The sequence below is a fragment of the Campylobacter sp. 2018MI13 genome, from assembly GCF_018501135.1.
Lineage (GTDB): Bacteria > Campylobacterota > Campylobacteria > Campylobacterales > Campylobacteraceae > Campylobacter_E.
In genome coordinates, this window is record NZ_JAHCZC010000004.1 from 1 (window position 1) to 17,151 (window position 17,151).

Genomic DNA, 17,151 nt, shown 5'->3' on the forward strand with positions numbered 1-17,151 from the left:
TTTATGATAAGCAAAATTCAAATCATAATTTTTATGATAGTTTAAATTATACAAGTATGATTAATTATAGATATGAGTTTTAAAAGGAAAATAGTATGAGAAATATTTTATTATTAAGCAGTGATAGATATAAAAACTTAGATTCTTTTGATTGGTGTGCTAGTATATTAAATGATTTTTTTGCTAAAACTAAACAAATAGCTCTAGTTCCTTATGCTCAAGTAATTGATGGATTTGATGAATACGAAAAAACTCTTAAAAATAAAATAAACTCAAAAATAGTTTCTATACACAATGACCCTATTAATATATTAAATGATAGTGATGGGATATTAGTAAGTGGCGGTAATTTATTTGTTCTTTTGCATAGATTACAAAAGCTAAATTTATTAGATATTTTAAAAGATAAAATAGAAAATTCTATAACCTATGCTGGTTGGGGTGCTGGGGCTAGTGTATTATCAGAAGATATTAAAACTTGTAATGATTTACCTATATTGTATCCTAGTAATTTGCAAGCTTTAGGTATTTTAAAATACCAAATAATCACTGAATATATCCCTCAAGATAGGGAATATTCAATGAAGCTTTATGAATATTTTAAGCTAAATCAAAATTCTTCTGTTTTTGCTCTGCCATATGGTTCTGCTCTTAAAATTCATAATGATAGTGCCTTAGTAATGGGTAATGAAGGGGTTTTAAAATTATCTGAATATTATGAGCAATACTTTAAAATTGGTGATTTTATCAAGCTTTAATACATATTTTTAATCAAAAGAATTTAAATTATGGATTAAATTTTTATCTAAAAAGGATTTTTATTATCCGATTTGCTATTTTTAACAACATTTATTAAAAAAAGTTTCGTAATATTTCATAAAGGAAAAAAATGATTAAAATTATGAAAACTAAGGCTATTTTAGACTTTAGCCAAGATGAATTTTTACAAACTAATAAAGCTTTAGTATTTGATGAAGAGATTATTAAAATATGTGATTTTAACAAGGCTTTAAGTGAATACAAAAACGCTCAAATAATTGATAAAAGCGAATATATTTTAAGCCCAGTATTGTGCAATTTGCATTCACATTTAGAGTTTTGTCTATCTAAGCTTTATTATGGAGATTTTGCAAAATGGCTTGAGAGCATTATCAAAAATCGTGAAGCGATAAATAAAGATTTATTAAGTAAAGAAATTAATAGACAAATTGAAATTCTAATGCAAAGCGGGGTAGGGTATCTAGGCGAAATTTCAAGTTTTGGAGCAAACCTAGAAATCCTATCAAATAGCAAGATAAAAAGCATTATTTTTCACGAGATTTTAGGTGCTAATGATGAAACTTTAAAAAACAATATTAAGAGTTTTGAAGAGAGATTTTCAAGATTTTCAAACCTTAATAATCATATATCATTGCATAGTCCTTATTCAATTTGCGATAAGACTTATGAATACGCACTTAATTTTGCTAAGAAAAATGATTTATTAATCAGCACACATTTTTTAGAAAGTGCTTATGAAAAGGAGTATTTGCAAGGCAAAAGTAACGCTTTAAGCAATTATTTAGCTAGATTTAATCCTAGTTTAATTACTAAGGATTTTTTAAGTGGATTTGATGATTTAAGAGCTATTTTTACTCATTGTAATTATGTTGATGATTTTAGTATTTTTAAATCTCATCATATAATTACGACTTGTCCTAAATCAAATAGATTTTTAGGCTCTCGTGCAATTAAACTTAAAAATCTTTTAGCAAATGATTTAAATTTTAGCATAGGCACAGATGGGCTTAGCTCAAATAATAGTTTAAATATGTTTGATGAGCTAAGAGCTTTTATATTTACTCATAATGAATTTGAATTAAACGAATTAGCTTACATAATTTATAAGGCGGCTTGTTTTGATAATTCTCATTTATTTTTAAATGGCTTAAAGCCTTTAAGTAATGGTGCTAAGGCAGATTTTATCTTACTAGATGATTTTGGCTATGATAAGGATAATGTATTAGCTCAAATAATTTTAAGAACGAATAAAATAAAAAATATGTATTTAGATGGAAAGGAAATTATATGAATGTAGTTTTAGCAATGAGTGGTGGGGTTGATAGCTCTTATACAGCTCTTATGCTTAAAGAAAAAGGCTTTAATGTAAGTGGTGTTTATATGAAATTACACAATCGTTTAAACTATCACGAAAAAAATATAGAAAATGGACAAAGAGTGGCTGATTTTTTAGGAATTTCTTATGATATTATTGATTTTACTGATGAATTTAGCAAAGCAGTTTTTAATCCATTTATTAAGACTTATGAAGATGGACTTACTCCAAATCCTTGTGCTTTATGCAATCAAAAAATAAAACTAGGAGCATTATTAGACTATGCTAAAAGTAAAAATGCAAAGTTAGCGACAGGACATTACGCTCAAATAGAAAACAATATGCTTAAAAAAGCCGTAGATTTAAGCAAAGACCAAACATATTTTCTAGCAAATGTAAATAAAGAAAGCTTAAATGATGTGCTTTTTCCACTAGGGGATAAATTTAAAAAAGACATAAAAGAACAAGCACTAAAAATCCCTATGTTAAAATCAATCAGCGAACAAAAAGAAAGCTCTGAAATATGTTTTGTAACCACAAATTACACCGATATTTTAAAAGATTATGTAAAAGTTAATCAAAAAGGCTTAGTAAAAAATACTAAGGGTGAAGTTGTAGGAGAACACGAAGGCTATATGCATTATACTATCGGTAAAAGGCGTGGTTTTAGTGTAAAAGGTGCATTAACTCCACATTATGTATTAGAAATTGATGCGAAAGAAAATGTAATAATAGTAGGTTCAAAAGAAGAATTATTTGTAAAAGAATTTCAATTAAAAAATGTAAATGCTTTTTGTGATTTTGATGAGATTGATTGTAAGGTAAAAATCAGATATAACACTAAAGAAGTGCCTTGTAAATTGCTAAAAAATGAAAAAAAGGTTTTATTAGAAGAAAGCGTATATGCTTTAGCAAAAGGACAATTAGCAGTATTTTATCAAGGTGATTTAGTAGTAGCAAGTGGTTTTATAAATTAAGGATAATTAATGAAGAAGGAATTGGTTTTTAATAGAGAATTATCGTGGCTTAAGTTTAATTCAAGGGTGCTTGATCAGTGCAATAAAAAAATACCTTTATTAGAAAAATTAAGATTTATTAGTATATATTGCACGAATTTAGATGAGTTTTATATGATTAGAGTTGCTGGACTTAAGCAACTTTTTGCAGCAGGAGTAGTGCCACAAAATGAACTACCACCATTAGAGCAATTAAACGCTATTCGTGAATATTTACACGCAGAAAAAGACACTTTAGAACAAAATTATTTTTCTATAATGAGCGAATTAGCAAAAGTGGGTGTGGAGCTTAAAACTTATAATGATTTAACAAGAAATCAAAAAGGCAAAGCTAAAGAATATTTCTTTAGCACCATAATGCCAGTAATTGTTCCTATTGCAGTAGATTCAACGCACCCATTTCCACCACTTAATAACCTATCTTTCTCACTAGCTGTTAAGTTAAAAAGCGAAGATGAAAAGCACGATAAATTCGCTATGGTTAGAATTCCTAGAGTATTGCCTAGATTTTTTGAAGCTGATAGGGGGCTTTTCGTTCCTATTGAAAGCGTGGTAAAAGAGCATTTAGAAGATATTTTTCCAGGTTTTACTATGGTAGAAAGTGCAGCTTTTAGAGTAACTAGAAATGCTGATATTATAATTGAGGAAGAAGAAGCAGATGATTTTATGATGCTACTTGAGCAAGGCTTAAAACTTAGAAGAAAAGGTGCTTATGTTAGAATTCAAATTGAAAGTGGTGCTAGTGAAGAGATTAAAAACTTTTTAAGCATACATTTAAAAGTATTTAATAAAGATATTTACGAATACAAAACCCCATTAGCCCTATCATCAATGCTACAAATTGTAAATAATAAGCAATTAAGTCATTTATGTAATGCTTCTTATGTGCCTAAGATTTTGCCACCATTTGATGAGAATGTAAGTGTATTTGAAGTAATTGATAAGCAAGATATTTTATGTTATCAGCCTTATGAGAGTTTTGACCCAGTTGCAAGTTTTATCAAAGAAGCTAGTAAGGATTCAAAAGTAATATCAATTAGAATGACCCTATATCGCTTAGAAAAAAACTCGCAAATTATTAAGGCTTTAATGGACGCCGCTAATGATGGAAAGCAAGTTACGGTTATGGTTGAATTAAAGGCTCGTTTTGATGAAGAAAATAACCTTTATTGGGCAAAAGAATTAGAAAACGCAGGAGCTCATGTAGTATATGGAATAGCAGGGTTTAAAGTGCATGCAAAAATTACTCAAGTAATTCGCCAATTAGACGATGGTACGCTTAAATTCTACGCACATTTAGGCACGGGTAATTATAACGCAGCAACTGCTAAAGTATATACTGATATTAGCTTTTTTACATCTAATTTTGATATAGCAAATACTGATATTACAGCGTTTTTTAACATACTTACAGGCTATTGCAAAAATAAACGCTTAAAAACTCTATCAATGAGCCCGTTTCAGATAAAAGAGCAGATTTTAAAAATGATAAAAACTGAAAGCCTAGCAGGTAAAAAGGGTGAAATTATAATGAAGATGAACTCGCTTGTTGATGAAGACATTATAAAAGCACTTTATGAAGCGTCAAACAAAGGTGTAAGCATTGATTTAATAGTTCGTGGGATTTGTTGTCTTAAACCAAATCTTAAAGGCTTTAGCGAAAATATAAGAGTAAGAAGTATAGTTGGAAAATATCTTGAACACGCTAGGATTTTTTATTTTAAACACGCAACTCCACAATATTATATAAGCAGTGCTGATATGATGCCAAGAAATCTTGAGCGTAGGCTTGAACTAATGACACCTATATTAAATGAGAGTTTGCACGCTAAATTAGCAGAGATTTTAAGACTTCAATTAAGTGATAATCAATTAGCTTACACGCTTGATGAGAATGGTATTTATACCAAGATAGAAAAAGATGAAAAAGCTCTTGATTCTCAAGAAACTTTTGAAAACTATGTAAGTGGAATTTATAAAAGCTTTAAAAAAGGTCGTGATAAAGCAAAAGCCAATCAAATGGCACAAAAATTCTTTAGAGAGAATTAAATATTTTAGGAATTTAAATTCCTAAAATATATTTTACTAAAATTTATAAAAATTAATTTTATTTTAAGTTTAAAATATTATTATTGACAGATTTTTTTGAACTTCACTTATACAATCCCCTTTATTTAAAATTGTTTTCTAATGGCGGTTAGGCCTTACTCTCGTGGGAGAAGGACAATGCGTGATTATTTAACAACTAAAAATCTTAGCAATGATGATTTTTATACGCTTATAAAAAAAGCTTTGTATTACAAACAACACGATGGCTTTTTTAAAAATTATGAAAATCAAATCATAGCTAATTTATTTTTTGAAGATTCTACAAGAACAAGGACAAGTTTTGAAGTTGCTGAGCTTAAGCTTGGCTTTAGAGTGCTTAATTTTTCTGCTAGTAGTTCAAGTGTAAATAAAGGCGAGAGTTTATATGATACTTGCAAGACTTTTGAAAGCCTTGGAACTAGCGTTTTAGTAATTAGACATAAACAAAATAATTATTTTGATGATTTAGTAGGACTTAATGCTAAAGTGGTTAATGCAGGTGATGGAAGTGGAGCACACCCATCTCAATGTTTGCTTGATTTAGTAACGATTTATGAGCATTTTAATACTTTTAATGGTTTAAAAATAGCAATAGTTGGAGATATAAAAAATTCTCGTGTAGCAAAATCAAACAAAGATGCGCTTGAAAGACTTGGAGCTAAAGTATTTTTAGCTGCACCTCCTATTTATCAAGATAATTCTTATAATGAATACTATAAATTAGATGAAATTATAGATGAGGTTGATGTTTGTATGCTTTTACGCATTCAACACGAAAGACACGATAAAAACGAATTAGATTTAGAAAAATATAGAAAATCTTTTGCACTTACAACTAATAATTATAAAAGATTAAAAAATGATGCAATCATAATGCACCCAGCCCCAATTAATCGTGGAGTAGAGATTGATAGTTGTTTGGTTGAATGTGAAAAATCAAAGATTTTTACCCAAATGAGTAATGGTGTATTTGCTAGAATGGCAATACTTGATTATGTATATGAAAGGATTTAAAATGCTTCTTAAAAATTGTAATGCATTTATAGATAATAAATTTGTTAAAACTGATATTTTAATTGAAGGTAAAAAAATAGTAAAAATAGCTCCTAATATTGATTATAGTGGAGAAATAATTGATGTTAAAGGTAAGCTTGTTAGTGCGGGTTTTGTTGATATTCATCAGCATTTAAGAGAGCCAGGATATTCACACAAAGAGAGCATAAAAACAGGCTCAATGGCGAATGCAAAAGGTGGAATTACTACAGCTTGTGCTATGCCAAATCTAAAACCTGTGCCTGATACTTTAGAGAATTTAAAACTTGAATTAGATTTAATTCAAAAAGATTCTTGTATGAAAGTTCTTCCTTATGGAGCTATTACTATGGAAGAAAAAGGTCAAAGCTTAGTTAATTTTAGCCAATTAGCTCCTTTTGTTTTTGCGTTTAGCGATGATGGAAGAGGTGTTGCAAATGCAAAAATTATGAAAGATGCAATGAAAGAATGTGCGAAATTAAATAAATATGTAATTGCACATTGCGAAGATTTAGACCTAGTTGAAGGCGGTCATATGCACGATGGAGTTCAGTCTAAAAAATTAGGAATTAAAGGAATTTCAAGTTCAAGCGAGAGCGTGCAAGTTGCAAGAGATATGCTGCTTTGTAAAGAATGCAATTCAAATTATCATGTATGCCATATAAGTGCTAAAGAAAGTGTTGCGATGGTTGAGTTTGGCAAAAAACTTGGAGTAAATATAAGTTGTGAAGTAACTCCACATCATTTAATTTCTTGTGATGAAGATATTAAAGAAGATAATGGAATGTGGAAGATGAATCCACCTTTAAGAAGCAAAGCTGATAGAGATTATTTAATAAATGCTTTAAATGAAGGCATAATTGAAGTAATAGCAACAGACCATGCACCACATTCAAAAGACGAAAAGCAAGGTGGATTTAATAAGGCTTATTTTGGAATTATAGGAAGTGAGTTTGCGTTTTCATTGCTTTATACAAAATTAGTAAAAACTAATTTAGTAAAACTTGAGACAATTCTAAACGCTTTTAGCACTAATCCTAAAAAAATATTTAATTTAGAAAATGCAGGGGAGCTTAAAGTTGGTTCGATAGCTGATATTGTGGTAATTGATTTAGATAAAACTTGGGAATTAAAAGAAGATGAAATCGTTAGTTTAGGCAAGAATACGCCTTATTTAGGAAGTGTATTAAGCTCAAAAGTAGAGCTTACAATTTGTGATGGAAAAATTATTTTTAAAGGAGAATAAAATGCAAGATGTAAATAAAATTTTAGTTATAGGAAGTGGTCCTATTATAATTGGTCAAGCAGCAGAGTTTGATTATGCAGGAACTCAAGCTTGTTTATCGCTTAAAGAAGAAGGTAAATATGTAATATTAATCAATTCAAACCCAGCTACTATTATGACTGATAAAAATATTGCTGATGAGATTTATATAGAGCCAATTACTTTAGAATTTGTAACAAAGGTTATTAAAAAAACTCGCCCTGATGCAATATTGGCTACCTTAGGCGGACAAGTTGCTTTAAATATGGCAATAGAATTAGATAAAGCAGGGATTTTAAAAGAATATAATATAAAAGTATTAGGTTCTAGCTTAGATACTATTAATAAGGCTGAAGATAGAGAATTATTTAGAGCATTAATGAATGAATTAAATGAACCTGTTCCACCAAGTGTTATTGTAAATAATACAAAGAGTGCAATTTCTTTTGCTAATGAATGTGGTTATCCTGTTGTTGTTCGTCCAGCATTTACTATGGGTGGAACTGGCGGCGGAATTTGTGAAAATGAAGCTGAACTTAAAAAAATAGCTAGCGAAGGCTTAATTTATTCTCCTACTAGACAATGTTTAATTGAAAAATCAATAGCAGGATTTATAGAACTTGAATATGAAGTTATAAGAGATAGAGCTGATAATGCTATATTAATTTGCGATATGGAAAATATTGACCCTGTTGGAATTCATACAGGTGATTCATTGGTTGTTGCACCAACTCAAACACTTGAGCCAAAAATCAAACAACAAATGATAGATGTTGCTATTAAATTAATAAGAGCATTAAAAATTGAAGGTGGTTGTAATGTTCAAATAGCTTTAAACCCAATTACAAAAGAATATTTTATTATTGAAGTAAATCCTAGAGTTTCACGCTCAAGTGCTTTAGCTAGTAAAGCAACTTCATTTCCTATAGCAAAAATCGCAGCAAAAATCGCAATAGGCAAAACTTTAGATGAGATTAAAAATGAAGCAAGTGGCTTAAGCTATCTTGAGTATAAACCAAATCTTGATTATATAGTTACTAAAGCTCCTAGATTTGCATTTGATAAGTTTAAAGATGCTAATCGTTATTTAGGCACTCAAATGAAAGCAACGGGTGAAGTAATGGGCTTAGGAACTAGCCTAGCTGAAAGTATTTTAAAAGCTATTAAATCACTTGAATATGGAATTTGTCATCTAGGTCTTAAAAACGGCGAAACATACACAGATGAAAAAATCAAAAAGCGTTTAATTAAAGCTGGAGATGAAAGAATATTTTTCATAGGAGAAGCTTTAAGGCGTGGAATTAGTGTTGATGAGATTATGAATCTTACTAAAATGCAAAGATTATTTATAGACACATTTAAGCAAATCATTGATACAGAACACGAATTAAAAGAGAAAAAATTTGATATTCAAGCACTTACAAAAGCTAAGCAAATAGGACTAGCTGATAAAATTATCGCACATCGTTGGGAATGCAAGCAAAAAGAAGTGTATGAACTAAGAGCTAAAAATAATATAAGACCTATTTATAAATGCGTTCAGCCGATGGATTATAAAAATCTAATTCCAAGTTTTTATTCAACTTATAATAAAGAATTTAAAGACACAAATGAAATTAGCAATAAGCAAAAAATAATAGTTTTAGGAAGTGGTCCTATTAGAATTGGTCAAGGAATTGAGTTTGATTATTCTAGCGTGCATGCTATTTGGGCTATTAAAGAAATGGGCTATGAAGCAATAATAATTAATAACAATCCTGAAACATTATCAACTGATTATAGCGTAGCTAATAAGCTTTATTTTGAGCCTTTAAGCAATGAAGAAGTTTTAGAAATTATTAATATTGAAAAACCTTTAGGAGTAATTGTTAGTTTTGGTGGTCAAACTGCTATTAATTTAGCTGAGTTTTTAGAAGCAAATGGAGTTAAGATTTTAGGCACAAGTTTAGATAGCATAAATACTGCTGAAGATAGAAAATTATTTGAAAAATTAATGAGTGATTTAGGCTTAAATCAGCCTAAAGGAATTACTGCAATTAGTGTTGATGAAGCTATCAAAAATGCTAATTTAATAGGCTATCCTGTATTAGTTCGTCCATCGTTTGTTTTAGGTGGTAGAGCTATGCAAGTTGTATTTAACGATGAAGAACTTAAAAAATATATGCAAGAAGCAACAGAAGTAAGCCTTGATAAACCTATATTAATTGATAAATATTTATGCGGAAAAGAGCTTGAAGTAGATGCTATTTGTGATGGAGAAAATGTTTATATACCAAGTATTTTAGAGCATATTGAAAGAGCAGGTGTGCATAGTGGAGATAGCACAGCAATAACTCCTAGCGTTAGTATAAGTGATGAGGTAAAAGAAGAAATTATTAATTACACTAAAAAACTTGCACTTGCTTTAAAAATCAAAGGACTTTTAAACATACAATTTGTATATTTTGAAAATAAACTTTATGTATTAGAAGTAAATCCAAGAGCTTCAAGAACATTGCCGTTTTTAAGTAAAGTAATTAATAAAAACCTAGCAAATATAGCTTTAAAAGCTGCTTTAGGAATAAGCTTAAAAGAGCAAGGAATTACCAAAGAATTTGAAGAAATACAAGGAATGTATTATGTAAAAGTTCCTGTATTTAGCTTCTCAAAATTATCTTTAGTGGATACAGTTTTAGGGCCTGAGATGAAAAGCACTGGAGAAGTTATGGGAACTAGCACAAGTGCAAACAAAGCACTTTATAAAGGTCTTGTTGCAAGTGGCGTTAGGATAGAAGAATTTGGCGGAGTATTATTTAGTATTGATGATAAAAATAAGGCTGATTCACTTGAGCTTGCTCGTGGATTTATGAACTTAGGTTATAAAATCTTAGCTACTAAAAATACAGCAATTTATTTTAATAATCACGGAATTAATGCAATTAGTGTTAATAAATTAGGCGATGAAGACGACATAATTTCAAAAATTGTTAATGGAGAAATTACATTAGTAATTAATACCCCAAGAGATGCAAAAAATAGCCTTAGTGATGGATTTAAAATAAGACGCGCAGCAAGTGAGAGTAAGGTTGCAAGCTTTACAAATCTTGATATTGCAAAAGCTTATTTAAAGGCTTTAGAAGAAATATCATTAAGCGTGTATTCTTTATAATTTTTAAGAATTTAAACTCATTTTTTGAGTTTAAATTCCTTTTTAATTTTAGTATAAAATAAATATTTTTTAAACTCCTAATCAAGAATGATTATTGCTTAGTCTATGTATTAAATAAAAAAAGTTAAGATTTAAATAAAAATATTTTAAGGAAAACAATGTTATTTACAAGAGCTAGTGAATATGCTTTAATTAGTTTAATTTACATTGCAAAACATAAAAGTCCAATAGATGTAGATACTTTAGCAAGTGAATTAAATATACCAAGAAGCTTTTTAGCAAAAATATTACAAAATTTAGCAAGAGCGCATATTTTAAAATCTTATAAAGGTATTAATGGTGGTTTTATTCTGGCAAAAGAACCAAATTTAATAAATATAAAAGATGTCATAATATCTGCTGAAAAAAAAGAGCCTTTAGTTTTTGAATGCACAGGAGATGATAAGTGTCCTAGTAATAGGCACGATACTTGTAAAATATATCCTATAATTACCAACTTACAAGATAAAATAAATTCTTTTTTAACTGATATTACCTTAGAGCAGATTTTAAAATAATGGCAAAACAAAAAAATACTATGCTAAGCCTAGTAGCTCCTTATTTAGAGCCACTTGTAAAATTTAAAAGTCTTTCTATGGTAGGTTTAATAGTTGCTATTTTAGCAATTATTATCGTTCCTTTACCATCTGGAATACTTGATTTTTGCTTAGCACTTAGTATTGCTATATCGGTTTTGATGATTTTAATAGCTATGTATATTCCAAAACCGACTGATTTGACTACTTTTCCAACATTAATTTTAATAATTACTCTTTTTAGACTAAGCCTTAATATCGCAACCACTAGAATGATTTTAAGCAAAGGGCATGAAGGTCCTGCTGCGGTTAGTGATATAATTGCTAGTTTTGGAGAATTTGTTGTAGGCGGAAATTATGTAATAGGGGTTGTTGTATTTTGTATCTTAGTATTAATTAATTTTATGGTTGTTACAAAGGGTTCAACTCGTGTTAGTGAAGTTCAAGCTAGATTTACGCTAGATGCAATGCCAGGAAAACAAATGGCAATTGATGCTGATTTAAATGCAGGGCTTATTACTGAAGAACAAGCTAGAGAAAGGCGTCAAGAAATAATAGGCGAAGCGAACTTTTATGGAGCTATGGATGGTTCTTCTAAATTTATTAAAGGTGATGCAGTTGCAGGTATAATCATCACTATTATTAATATAGTTGGCGGACTTTTAATAGGTATGTTTCAGCACGATTTAGAATTAAATGCTGCTGCTTCTAGTTATACTATTTTAACTATAGGAGATGGTCTTGTATCTCAAATCCCAGGATTAATCACTTCAACAGCAACAGCTATAATTATTACTCGTGCAAGCAAAGAAGAAAAACCATTTGCTGAAAAATCTTTAGAGCAATTATTTGGAGATTATAAAACCTTATTTATAGTTGGGTTTATTTTGTTCGTATTTGCTTTAGTTCCTGGTCTTCCTACTATTTCACTAGGTTTTATGGCTTTTGTATTTGGTGGGCTTGGCTTTTTACTTATGAAGACTAAAGATGAAGATTTATTAAGTCCTAAACCAAAGCAAAAAGGAGCAGCTCAACAGCCAAATACAAGTGGAGCAGCACCAGCTCAAAGCACAACACCACCTAGAAAAAGTGAAGCTGAAATTGCAGCAGAGCGTAAAAAGAAAAATGAAGAAAGCTTAAATCTTGAAATGCTTGAATTACAAATCGGATATTCTTTAGTAAAAGTTGCTGAAAGTGATTTAATAGATAGAATTCCAACAATGCGTCAAACAATAGCTAAAAATCTAGGTTTTTTAATGCAAGATATTAGAATAATTGATAATATTCAGTTAGACCCTAATGAATATGATTTTAGAATTAAAGGAATTTCAATTGCAAAAAATATTATATATCCTGATAAATTTTTAGCAATTGATAATGGTTTTGATGAAACCGATGAAATAGAAGGAATAGAAGTAATAGAACCTGCTTTTGGTTCAAAAGCTATTTGGATTGACCCAAGTGAAAAAAATAAAGCTACAATGAGTGGTTATGTAGTGGTTCATCCTGGTGCAGTAATTAGCACGCATTTAAGTGAATTGGTTAAAGAACACGCAGCCGAACTTTTAACTAGGCAAGAAGTAAATTCTTTATTAGATAGATTAAAGCTTACTCAAAGTGTGTTGGTTGAAGAAGTATTGAAAATCACTTCAATAGGTCTTATACAAAAGGTATTAAAAGAATTATTAAAAGAGCAAATTCCAATAAAAGATATGATAAGTATATTAGAAACAATATCTGATTTAGTGCCTTATACTCAAGATATTGATACAATAACAGATCATGTAAGAGCTAGTCTTAATAGAGTAATTACTAATATGTATTTAGATGATAATAACAAACTACAATTTTATGCACTATCAATGCAAGTGAATAGGCGTTTATTGGAAATGCTAGTAACTAATAAAAACGGCACAACAACCCTAGCAATAAATACAGAGCAAACCCACGCTTTATATACAGCAATTAGCGATAAAGTAAAAGAGCATTATAATATGCATTCAAATACTTTTATATTATTAGTAGAACCTAGCCTTAGAAGAAAGATAAAAGAGATTTGTGAAAGATTTGGATTAAAACAAGTTGTTGTTCTTGCTTATAGCGAGATTGCAAATAACGCTGATTTTGATAATATAGGTAATGTTGATGCAGCAATTTAGAAAGGAAAATAATGAAAATATATCACCTAAGCCACACTGATTTAGATGGATATGGTTGCCAATATGTGGTAGCTAATTATTTTAAGGATTGTGAATTTTATAATTCTAATTATGGCAAAGAAATTGAAGAAAAATTTGAAGAAATTATGATAAAAGTAGAAGCAAATCCTGATGAATTTGCTCTTATTTTAATAACTGATGTAAATCCTATTGAAAGTGTTTGCGAAGAATTTACTTCTAGGGTTTCAAGGCTAAATCACGCAAAATTATTATTGCTTGACCATCATCAAACAGGTAAAGCTTGTATGGAAAAATATCCTTGGTATTTTTTAGATAGTTCAAGGTGTGCTACTAAGATTACTTATGATTTTTTTAGTAAAATTTTTGGAGAAAATAAAGAGCTAAGCCTAATGGTAGATATTATAAATAGCATTGATATTTGGCTAAGTGATAGCAAATATTTTGAATTAGGCAAAATCTTAATGCAAATAATTGCTAGTAGTAAGGAGATAAATAGAACTATGTTTGCTAAGCAAAATCACGCTTATATGTTCTTTTTATTAAACAAAGCTAGAGAATATTTTTATCTTGAAAACCCGAATATTGCTTTAGAAGATGCAACCCATAGTATTAAAAAAGAGTTTTTTAAAAATGACAAAAACGATACTTTGTGTAATTTAATAAGCGATTATTTAGTAAGGATTTTAAGCGAAAATAAGCAAGATTATACGATTTATTATAAAGATAAAAAAGGCTTATTAGTCTATGATATAGGAAATGTTAGCGTTATAGGAAATGATTTTTTAGTCAAAAATCCTGAATATGATTTCTTTTTAGAAATTAATCCTGGCAAGAAAATCTCTCTTAGGGCTAATAATAAAATTGATGTTAGTTTATTTGCAAAAACGGCTTTTAATGGTGGCGGTCACGCAAATGCTAGTGGCGGGATATTTACAAGTTATAAAGATAGTAGTGTATATTCTAAGATTTACGAACAAACTAAAACTTATTTGGAGAAATTTAATGAAAAATGAAGAAATTGAAGATTTAATGTATGAGATTGCTCTAATGCATAAAGCTGCTTTGTATTATGCAGGAGTTAAGAAAAATTGTCTAGAAAAGGCTGCATTTACTTATCTTGAGCTAATTGATGAAGCGAAGAGTGAAGATGATTTTGAGCTTATTTTAGAAACTATGGCTTTATTAAAAGACAAACACCCTGAGTTTTTTAACTAAAATATAAATATAATTAGTCTAATTTAAATTCTTAGAATTTAAATTAGAAAGATATTTTGTAAGCATTCTAATTATTGAAATTAATCAAAACCTTACCGATTTTATTGTTATTTTTTACACTTTTTAAAGCTTGGTTTATATCATTTAGGCTAAAAATCTCACCGACTGATGGGCGGTATTTTATATTATCTAGCATATAAGATATTTGCTTAAGCTCTTCGCCGTTTTTATTAACAAACATAAAATGATACTCACAGCCTACTTTTTTAGCTGCATTGTTTAGCTTAAGTCCTGCAAAATAAAATAAAATCTGCTTTAGTTTTGAAAGCTTCAAGCTTTTAGCAAATTTCATATCAGGCATACCCTTTAAAGATACTAGCTTTCCGCCTTTATTTAGGATTTTAAACTGCTTAAAAGTTTCATTTCCACCAATGCAATCTATTACAAAATCTACTTTAATTTTTGTATAATCATCGCTTTTTGTAAAATACTCGCAAACGCCTAATTCTAAGGCTTTTTGCTTAAAATTAGCATTTCCGCTAGCATATATTTTAAATTCTTTTGCAAGTGGCAAAGCAAGATTTCCAAAACTCCCACTAGCTCCAGAAATAAATATTGAGTTTTCATTTTTAGCATTCATTAATTTAATAGCTTGTAAAAATGTTAAAGAGGCTAGTGGCACGCAAGCTGCTTCATCATCTTTTAAATATTCAGGCACTTTTGCTATATACTTATGATTTATCGCTACATATTCAGCAAATGCTTTTTCACACATTGCATAAACTCTATCCCCAACTTTAAATTCTTTTACATTTTTACCTATGCTAGTTATAACTCCTGCTAATTCATTGCCTAAAATTAGTGGTAATTTATAAGGAGTTATTATATTTAGTGCGCCATCTTTTATAAGATTATCTAGTGGATTTACGGCTGCATAAGTTACTTTAATTAAAACTTCATCATCTGTTATTTTTGGAATATCAATTTCTTTTATTTCTAAATCACTTTTAAAATTATTTAAAACTGCTGCTTTCATAATTTTCCTTTAAATTTAATTATTTTTTTATGCAATTATATATACATAGTCATTAAAATCTTGCATTACAAATTCTTTCATTTTATAGCTACCTTTAGATTTGCTAGAAACGAAAACTCTTCTTTAGCACTATTTATATCTTGTAGCATTATCTAGACATTTTTAATTGAAAAAAGTTTTTTAATCTCTTATTTTTGCTCTATGTAAAACCCAAGCTTTTCATAAAATAAAATTGATTTATTTATGCTCGTTACAAATAAAAATGTTTTTGTGTTTTTAACACACTTTTTATAAAGCTAATTTTATTTTTAACTAAGCAAAAATATTCTTATTTAGTTAAATTTATATATAGCAATTACATTAAATCACTATTTTTTATATAGATTTTTTAGTTAAAAATAATTAAATCTATTTATTTAAGTTGCATAGCATTCTCACAACCTATATTGTTGCCTAAATCACAAGCTTTATTGAAAAAATGTTTAGCTATTTGAGTATCTTGTTTTATACCTTGTCCTTTAAAATACATAAACCCTAAATTGATACAACCTATTGCATTATTTTTCTCACAAGCTTTATGATAGAATATTACAGCCTTAACAAAATCTTGTTTTTCACCTTCGCCTTTTTGGTATAAAGTTCCTAAATTACTACAAGCACTCGCATAATTTTTATCACAAGCTTTTGTATAAAATTGAATTGCTTTTGTATAATCTTGCTTTACACCCACTCCAACATTATATAAAAATCCCAAATTATAACAGCTAACAACATACTCATCACTACAAGTTTTAGTATAAAGCTTTACTGCTTTTGCATAGTCTTGTTTTGTGCCATTTCCGCTAACATATAAACCAGCTAAATTATTACAACTATAAATAAACCCACCTTCGCAAGATTTTTTATAAAGATTAAATGCTTTAGTATAATCTTGCTCTACTCCTTGTGCGTTTTCATATAAAACTCCTAAATGATAGCAAGCTTCAAAATCTTCATCATTACAAGCTTTTGTAGCTAGTTGTGCAGCCTTTTGATAACCATAATTATCTTTATAATTAGAGCCTAAGAGAACACAAGCAATGTAATCATCTTGATCGCATTTGATTTTTTCTAGCATATTTGTTTTAGAACAACCGATAATGCAAATGCTTAAAAGTATAAAACACAATAGCTTTTTCAATATATCTCCTTTTTTGGAAGTAAATTATACTAATTTGTTATTTTAATTATTATTTTAAGCATTTATTATTTTGTTTAGAATTTGATTTTCGTATTCTTTTAGGTATTTTTGCGTATTGCTTTTTTATAAAAATCATAACAATCAATGGTTTTAAGCACACTTGTTTTAGCTAATTGGTTTGCTTTATGAGAGCTTACACTTAGCTAATCAGTTTAAACCCTGTAAGAAAAATCTATTTTAGTTTTGAAAGCTTTAAGTCTTATCTAACTTTAAAAAATACTAGCAAAAGCCTAATTCTAAAGCTTTTGTAAAATTTATAAAA

At 28.9% G+C, this 17,151-nt stretch carries 13 protein-coding genes; 11 read left to right on the forward strand and 2 right to left on the reverse strand.

Translation table 11 applies throughout. The features are described from left to right. The first annotated feature begins 95 nt into the window (after positions 1 to 95). From KJQ99_RS00860 to KJQ99_RS00910, 11 genes are all read left to right on the forward strand, one after another. Positions 96 to 758, forward strand: coding sequence for a Type 1 glutamine amidotransferase-like domain-containing protein (locus KJQ99_RS00860; protein ID WP_214116644.1), 663 nt, complete (start codon positions 96 to 98; stop codon positions 756 to 758). Between the two features lie 131 nt (positions 759 to 889). After that, positions 890 to 2,071 carry an aminofutalosine deaminase family hydrolase gene (gene mqnF / locus KJQ99_RS00865; RefSeq protein ID WP_214149727.1) on the forward strand — a complete coding sequence of 394 codons (1,182 nt, stop codon included), beginning with the start codon at positions 890 to 892 and terminating at the stop codon, positions 2,069 to 2,071. After that, positions 2,068 to 3,072 (forward strand): tRNA 2-thiouridine(34) synthase MnmA, encoded by a 1,005-nt coding sequence (gene mnmA, locus KJQ99_RS00870; protein WP_214149728.1) that lies wholly within the window; start codon positions 2,068 to 2,070, stop codon positions 3,070 to 3,072. Before mqnF ends, mnmA begins: the two co-directional genes overlap by 4 nt. A 9-nt stretch (positions 3,073 to 3,081) precedes the next feature. After that, complete coding sequence (locus KJQ99_RS00875; RefSeq protein ID WP_214149729.1) at positions 3,082 to 5,160, forward strand: RNA degradosome polyphosphate kinase; 2,079 nt, start codon at positions 3,082 to 3,084, stop codon at positions 5,158 to 5,160. A 177-nt stretch (positions 5,161 to 5,337) separates the two neighbouring features. After that, positions 5,338 to 6,213, forward strand: a complete 876-nt coding sequence (locus KJQ99_RS00880) for an aspartate carbamoyltransferase catalytic subunit (protein WP_214120028.1) — start codon at positions 5,338 to 5,340, stop codon at positions 6,211 to 6,213. A gap of 1 nt (position 6,214) precedes the next feature. Further along, complete coding sequence (locus KJQ99_RS00885; protein WP_214149730.1) at positions 6,215 to 7,477, forward strand: dihydroorotase; 1,263 nt, start codon at positions 6,215 to 6,217, stop codon at positions 7,475 to 7,477. Between the two features lies 1 nt (position 7,478). Continuing rightward, positions 7,479 to 10,643, forward strand: a complete 3,165-nt coding sequence (gene carB / locus KJQ99_RS00890; protein ID WP_214116655.1) for a carbamoyl-phosphate synthase large subunit — start codon at positions 7,479 to 7,481, stop codon at positions 10,641 to 10,643. Between the two features lie 158 nt (positions 10,644 to 10,801). Beyond that, positions 10,802 to 11,200 (forward strand): Rrf2 family transcriptional regulator, encoded by a 399-nt coding sequence (locus tag KJQ99_RS00895; RefSeq protein ID WP_214116657.1) that lies wholly within the window; start codon positions 10,802 to 10,804, stop codon positions 11,198 to 11,200. Then, a complete protein-coding gene (flhA, locus tag KJQ99_RS00900) occupies positions 11,200 to 13,377 on the forward strand; it encodes a flagellar biosynthesis protein FlhA (protein ID WP_214116660.1) in 2,178 nt (725 codons plus the stop codon). Before KJQ99_RS00895 ends, flhA begins: the two co-directional genes overlap by 1 nt. A gap of 11 nt (positions 13,378 to 13,388) precedes the next feature. Beyond that, positions 13,389 to 14,411 carry a DHH family phosphoesterase gene (locus KJQ99_RS00905; RefSeq protein WP_214149731.1) on the forward strand — a complete coding sequence of 341 codons (1,023 nt, stop codon included), beginning with the start codon at positions 13,389 to 13,391 and terminating at the stop codon, positions 14,409 to 14,411. Beyond that, positions 14,401 to 14,613 carry a hypothetical protein gene (locus tag KJQ99_RS00910; protein WP_214116664.1) on the forward strand — a complete coding sequence of 71 codons (213 nt, stop codon included), beginning with the start codon at positions 14,401 to 14,403 and terminating at the stop codon, positions 14,611 to 14,613. Before KJQ99_RS00905 ends, KJQ99_RS00910 begins: the two co-directional genes overlap by 11 nt. Before the next feature lie 67 nt (positions 14,614 to 14,680). On the opposite strand, the gene KJQ99_RS00915 is transcribed toward KJQ99_RS00910, so the two are convergent. Together KJQ99_RS00915 and KJQ99_RS00920 are read right to left on the reverse strand one after the other, a co-directional pair. Further along, a complete protein-coding gene (locus KJQ99_RS00915) occupies positions 14,681 to 15,649 on the reverse strand; it encodes an NADP-dependent oxidoreductase (RefSeq protein WP_214149732.1) in 969 nt (322 codons plus the stop codon). A gap of 412 nt (positions 15,650 to 16,061) precedes the next feature. Next, positions 16,062 to 16,829: a tetratricopeptide repeat protein gene (locus KJQ99_RS00920; RefSeq protein WP_214149733.1), complete on the reverse strand. Its 768-nt coding sequence runs from the start codon at positions 16,827 to 16,829 to the stop codon at positions 16,062 to 16,064. Positions 16,830 to 17,151: the final 322 nt, after the last annotated feature.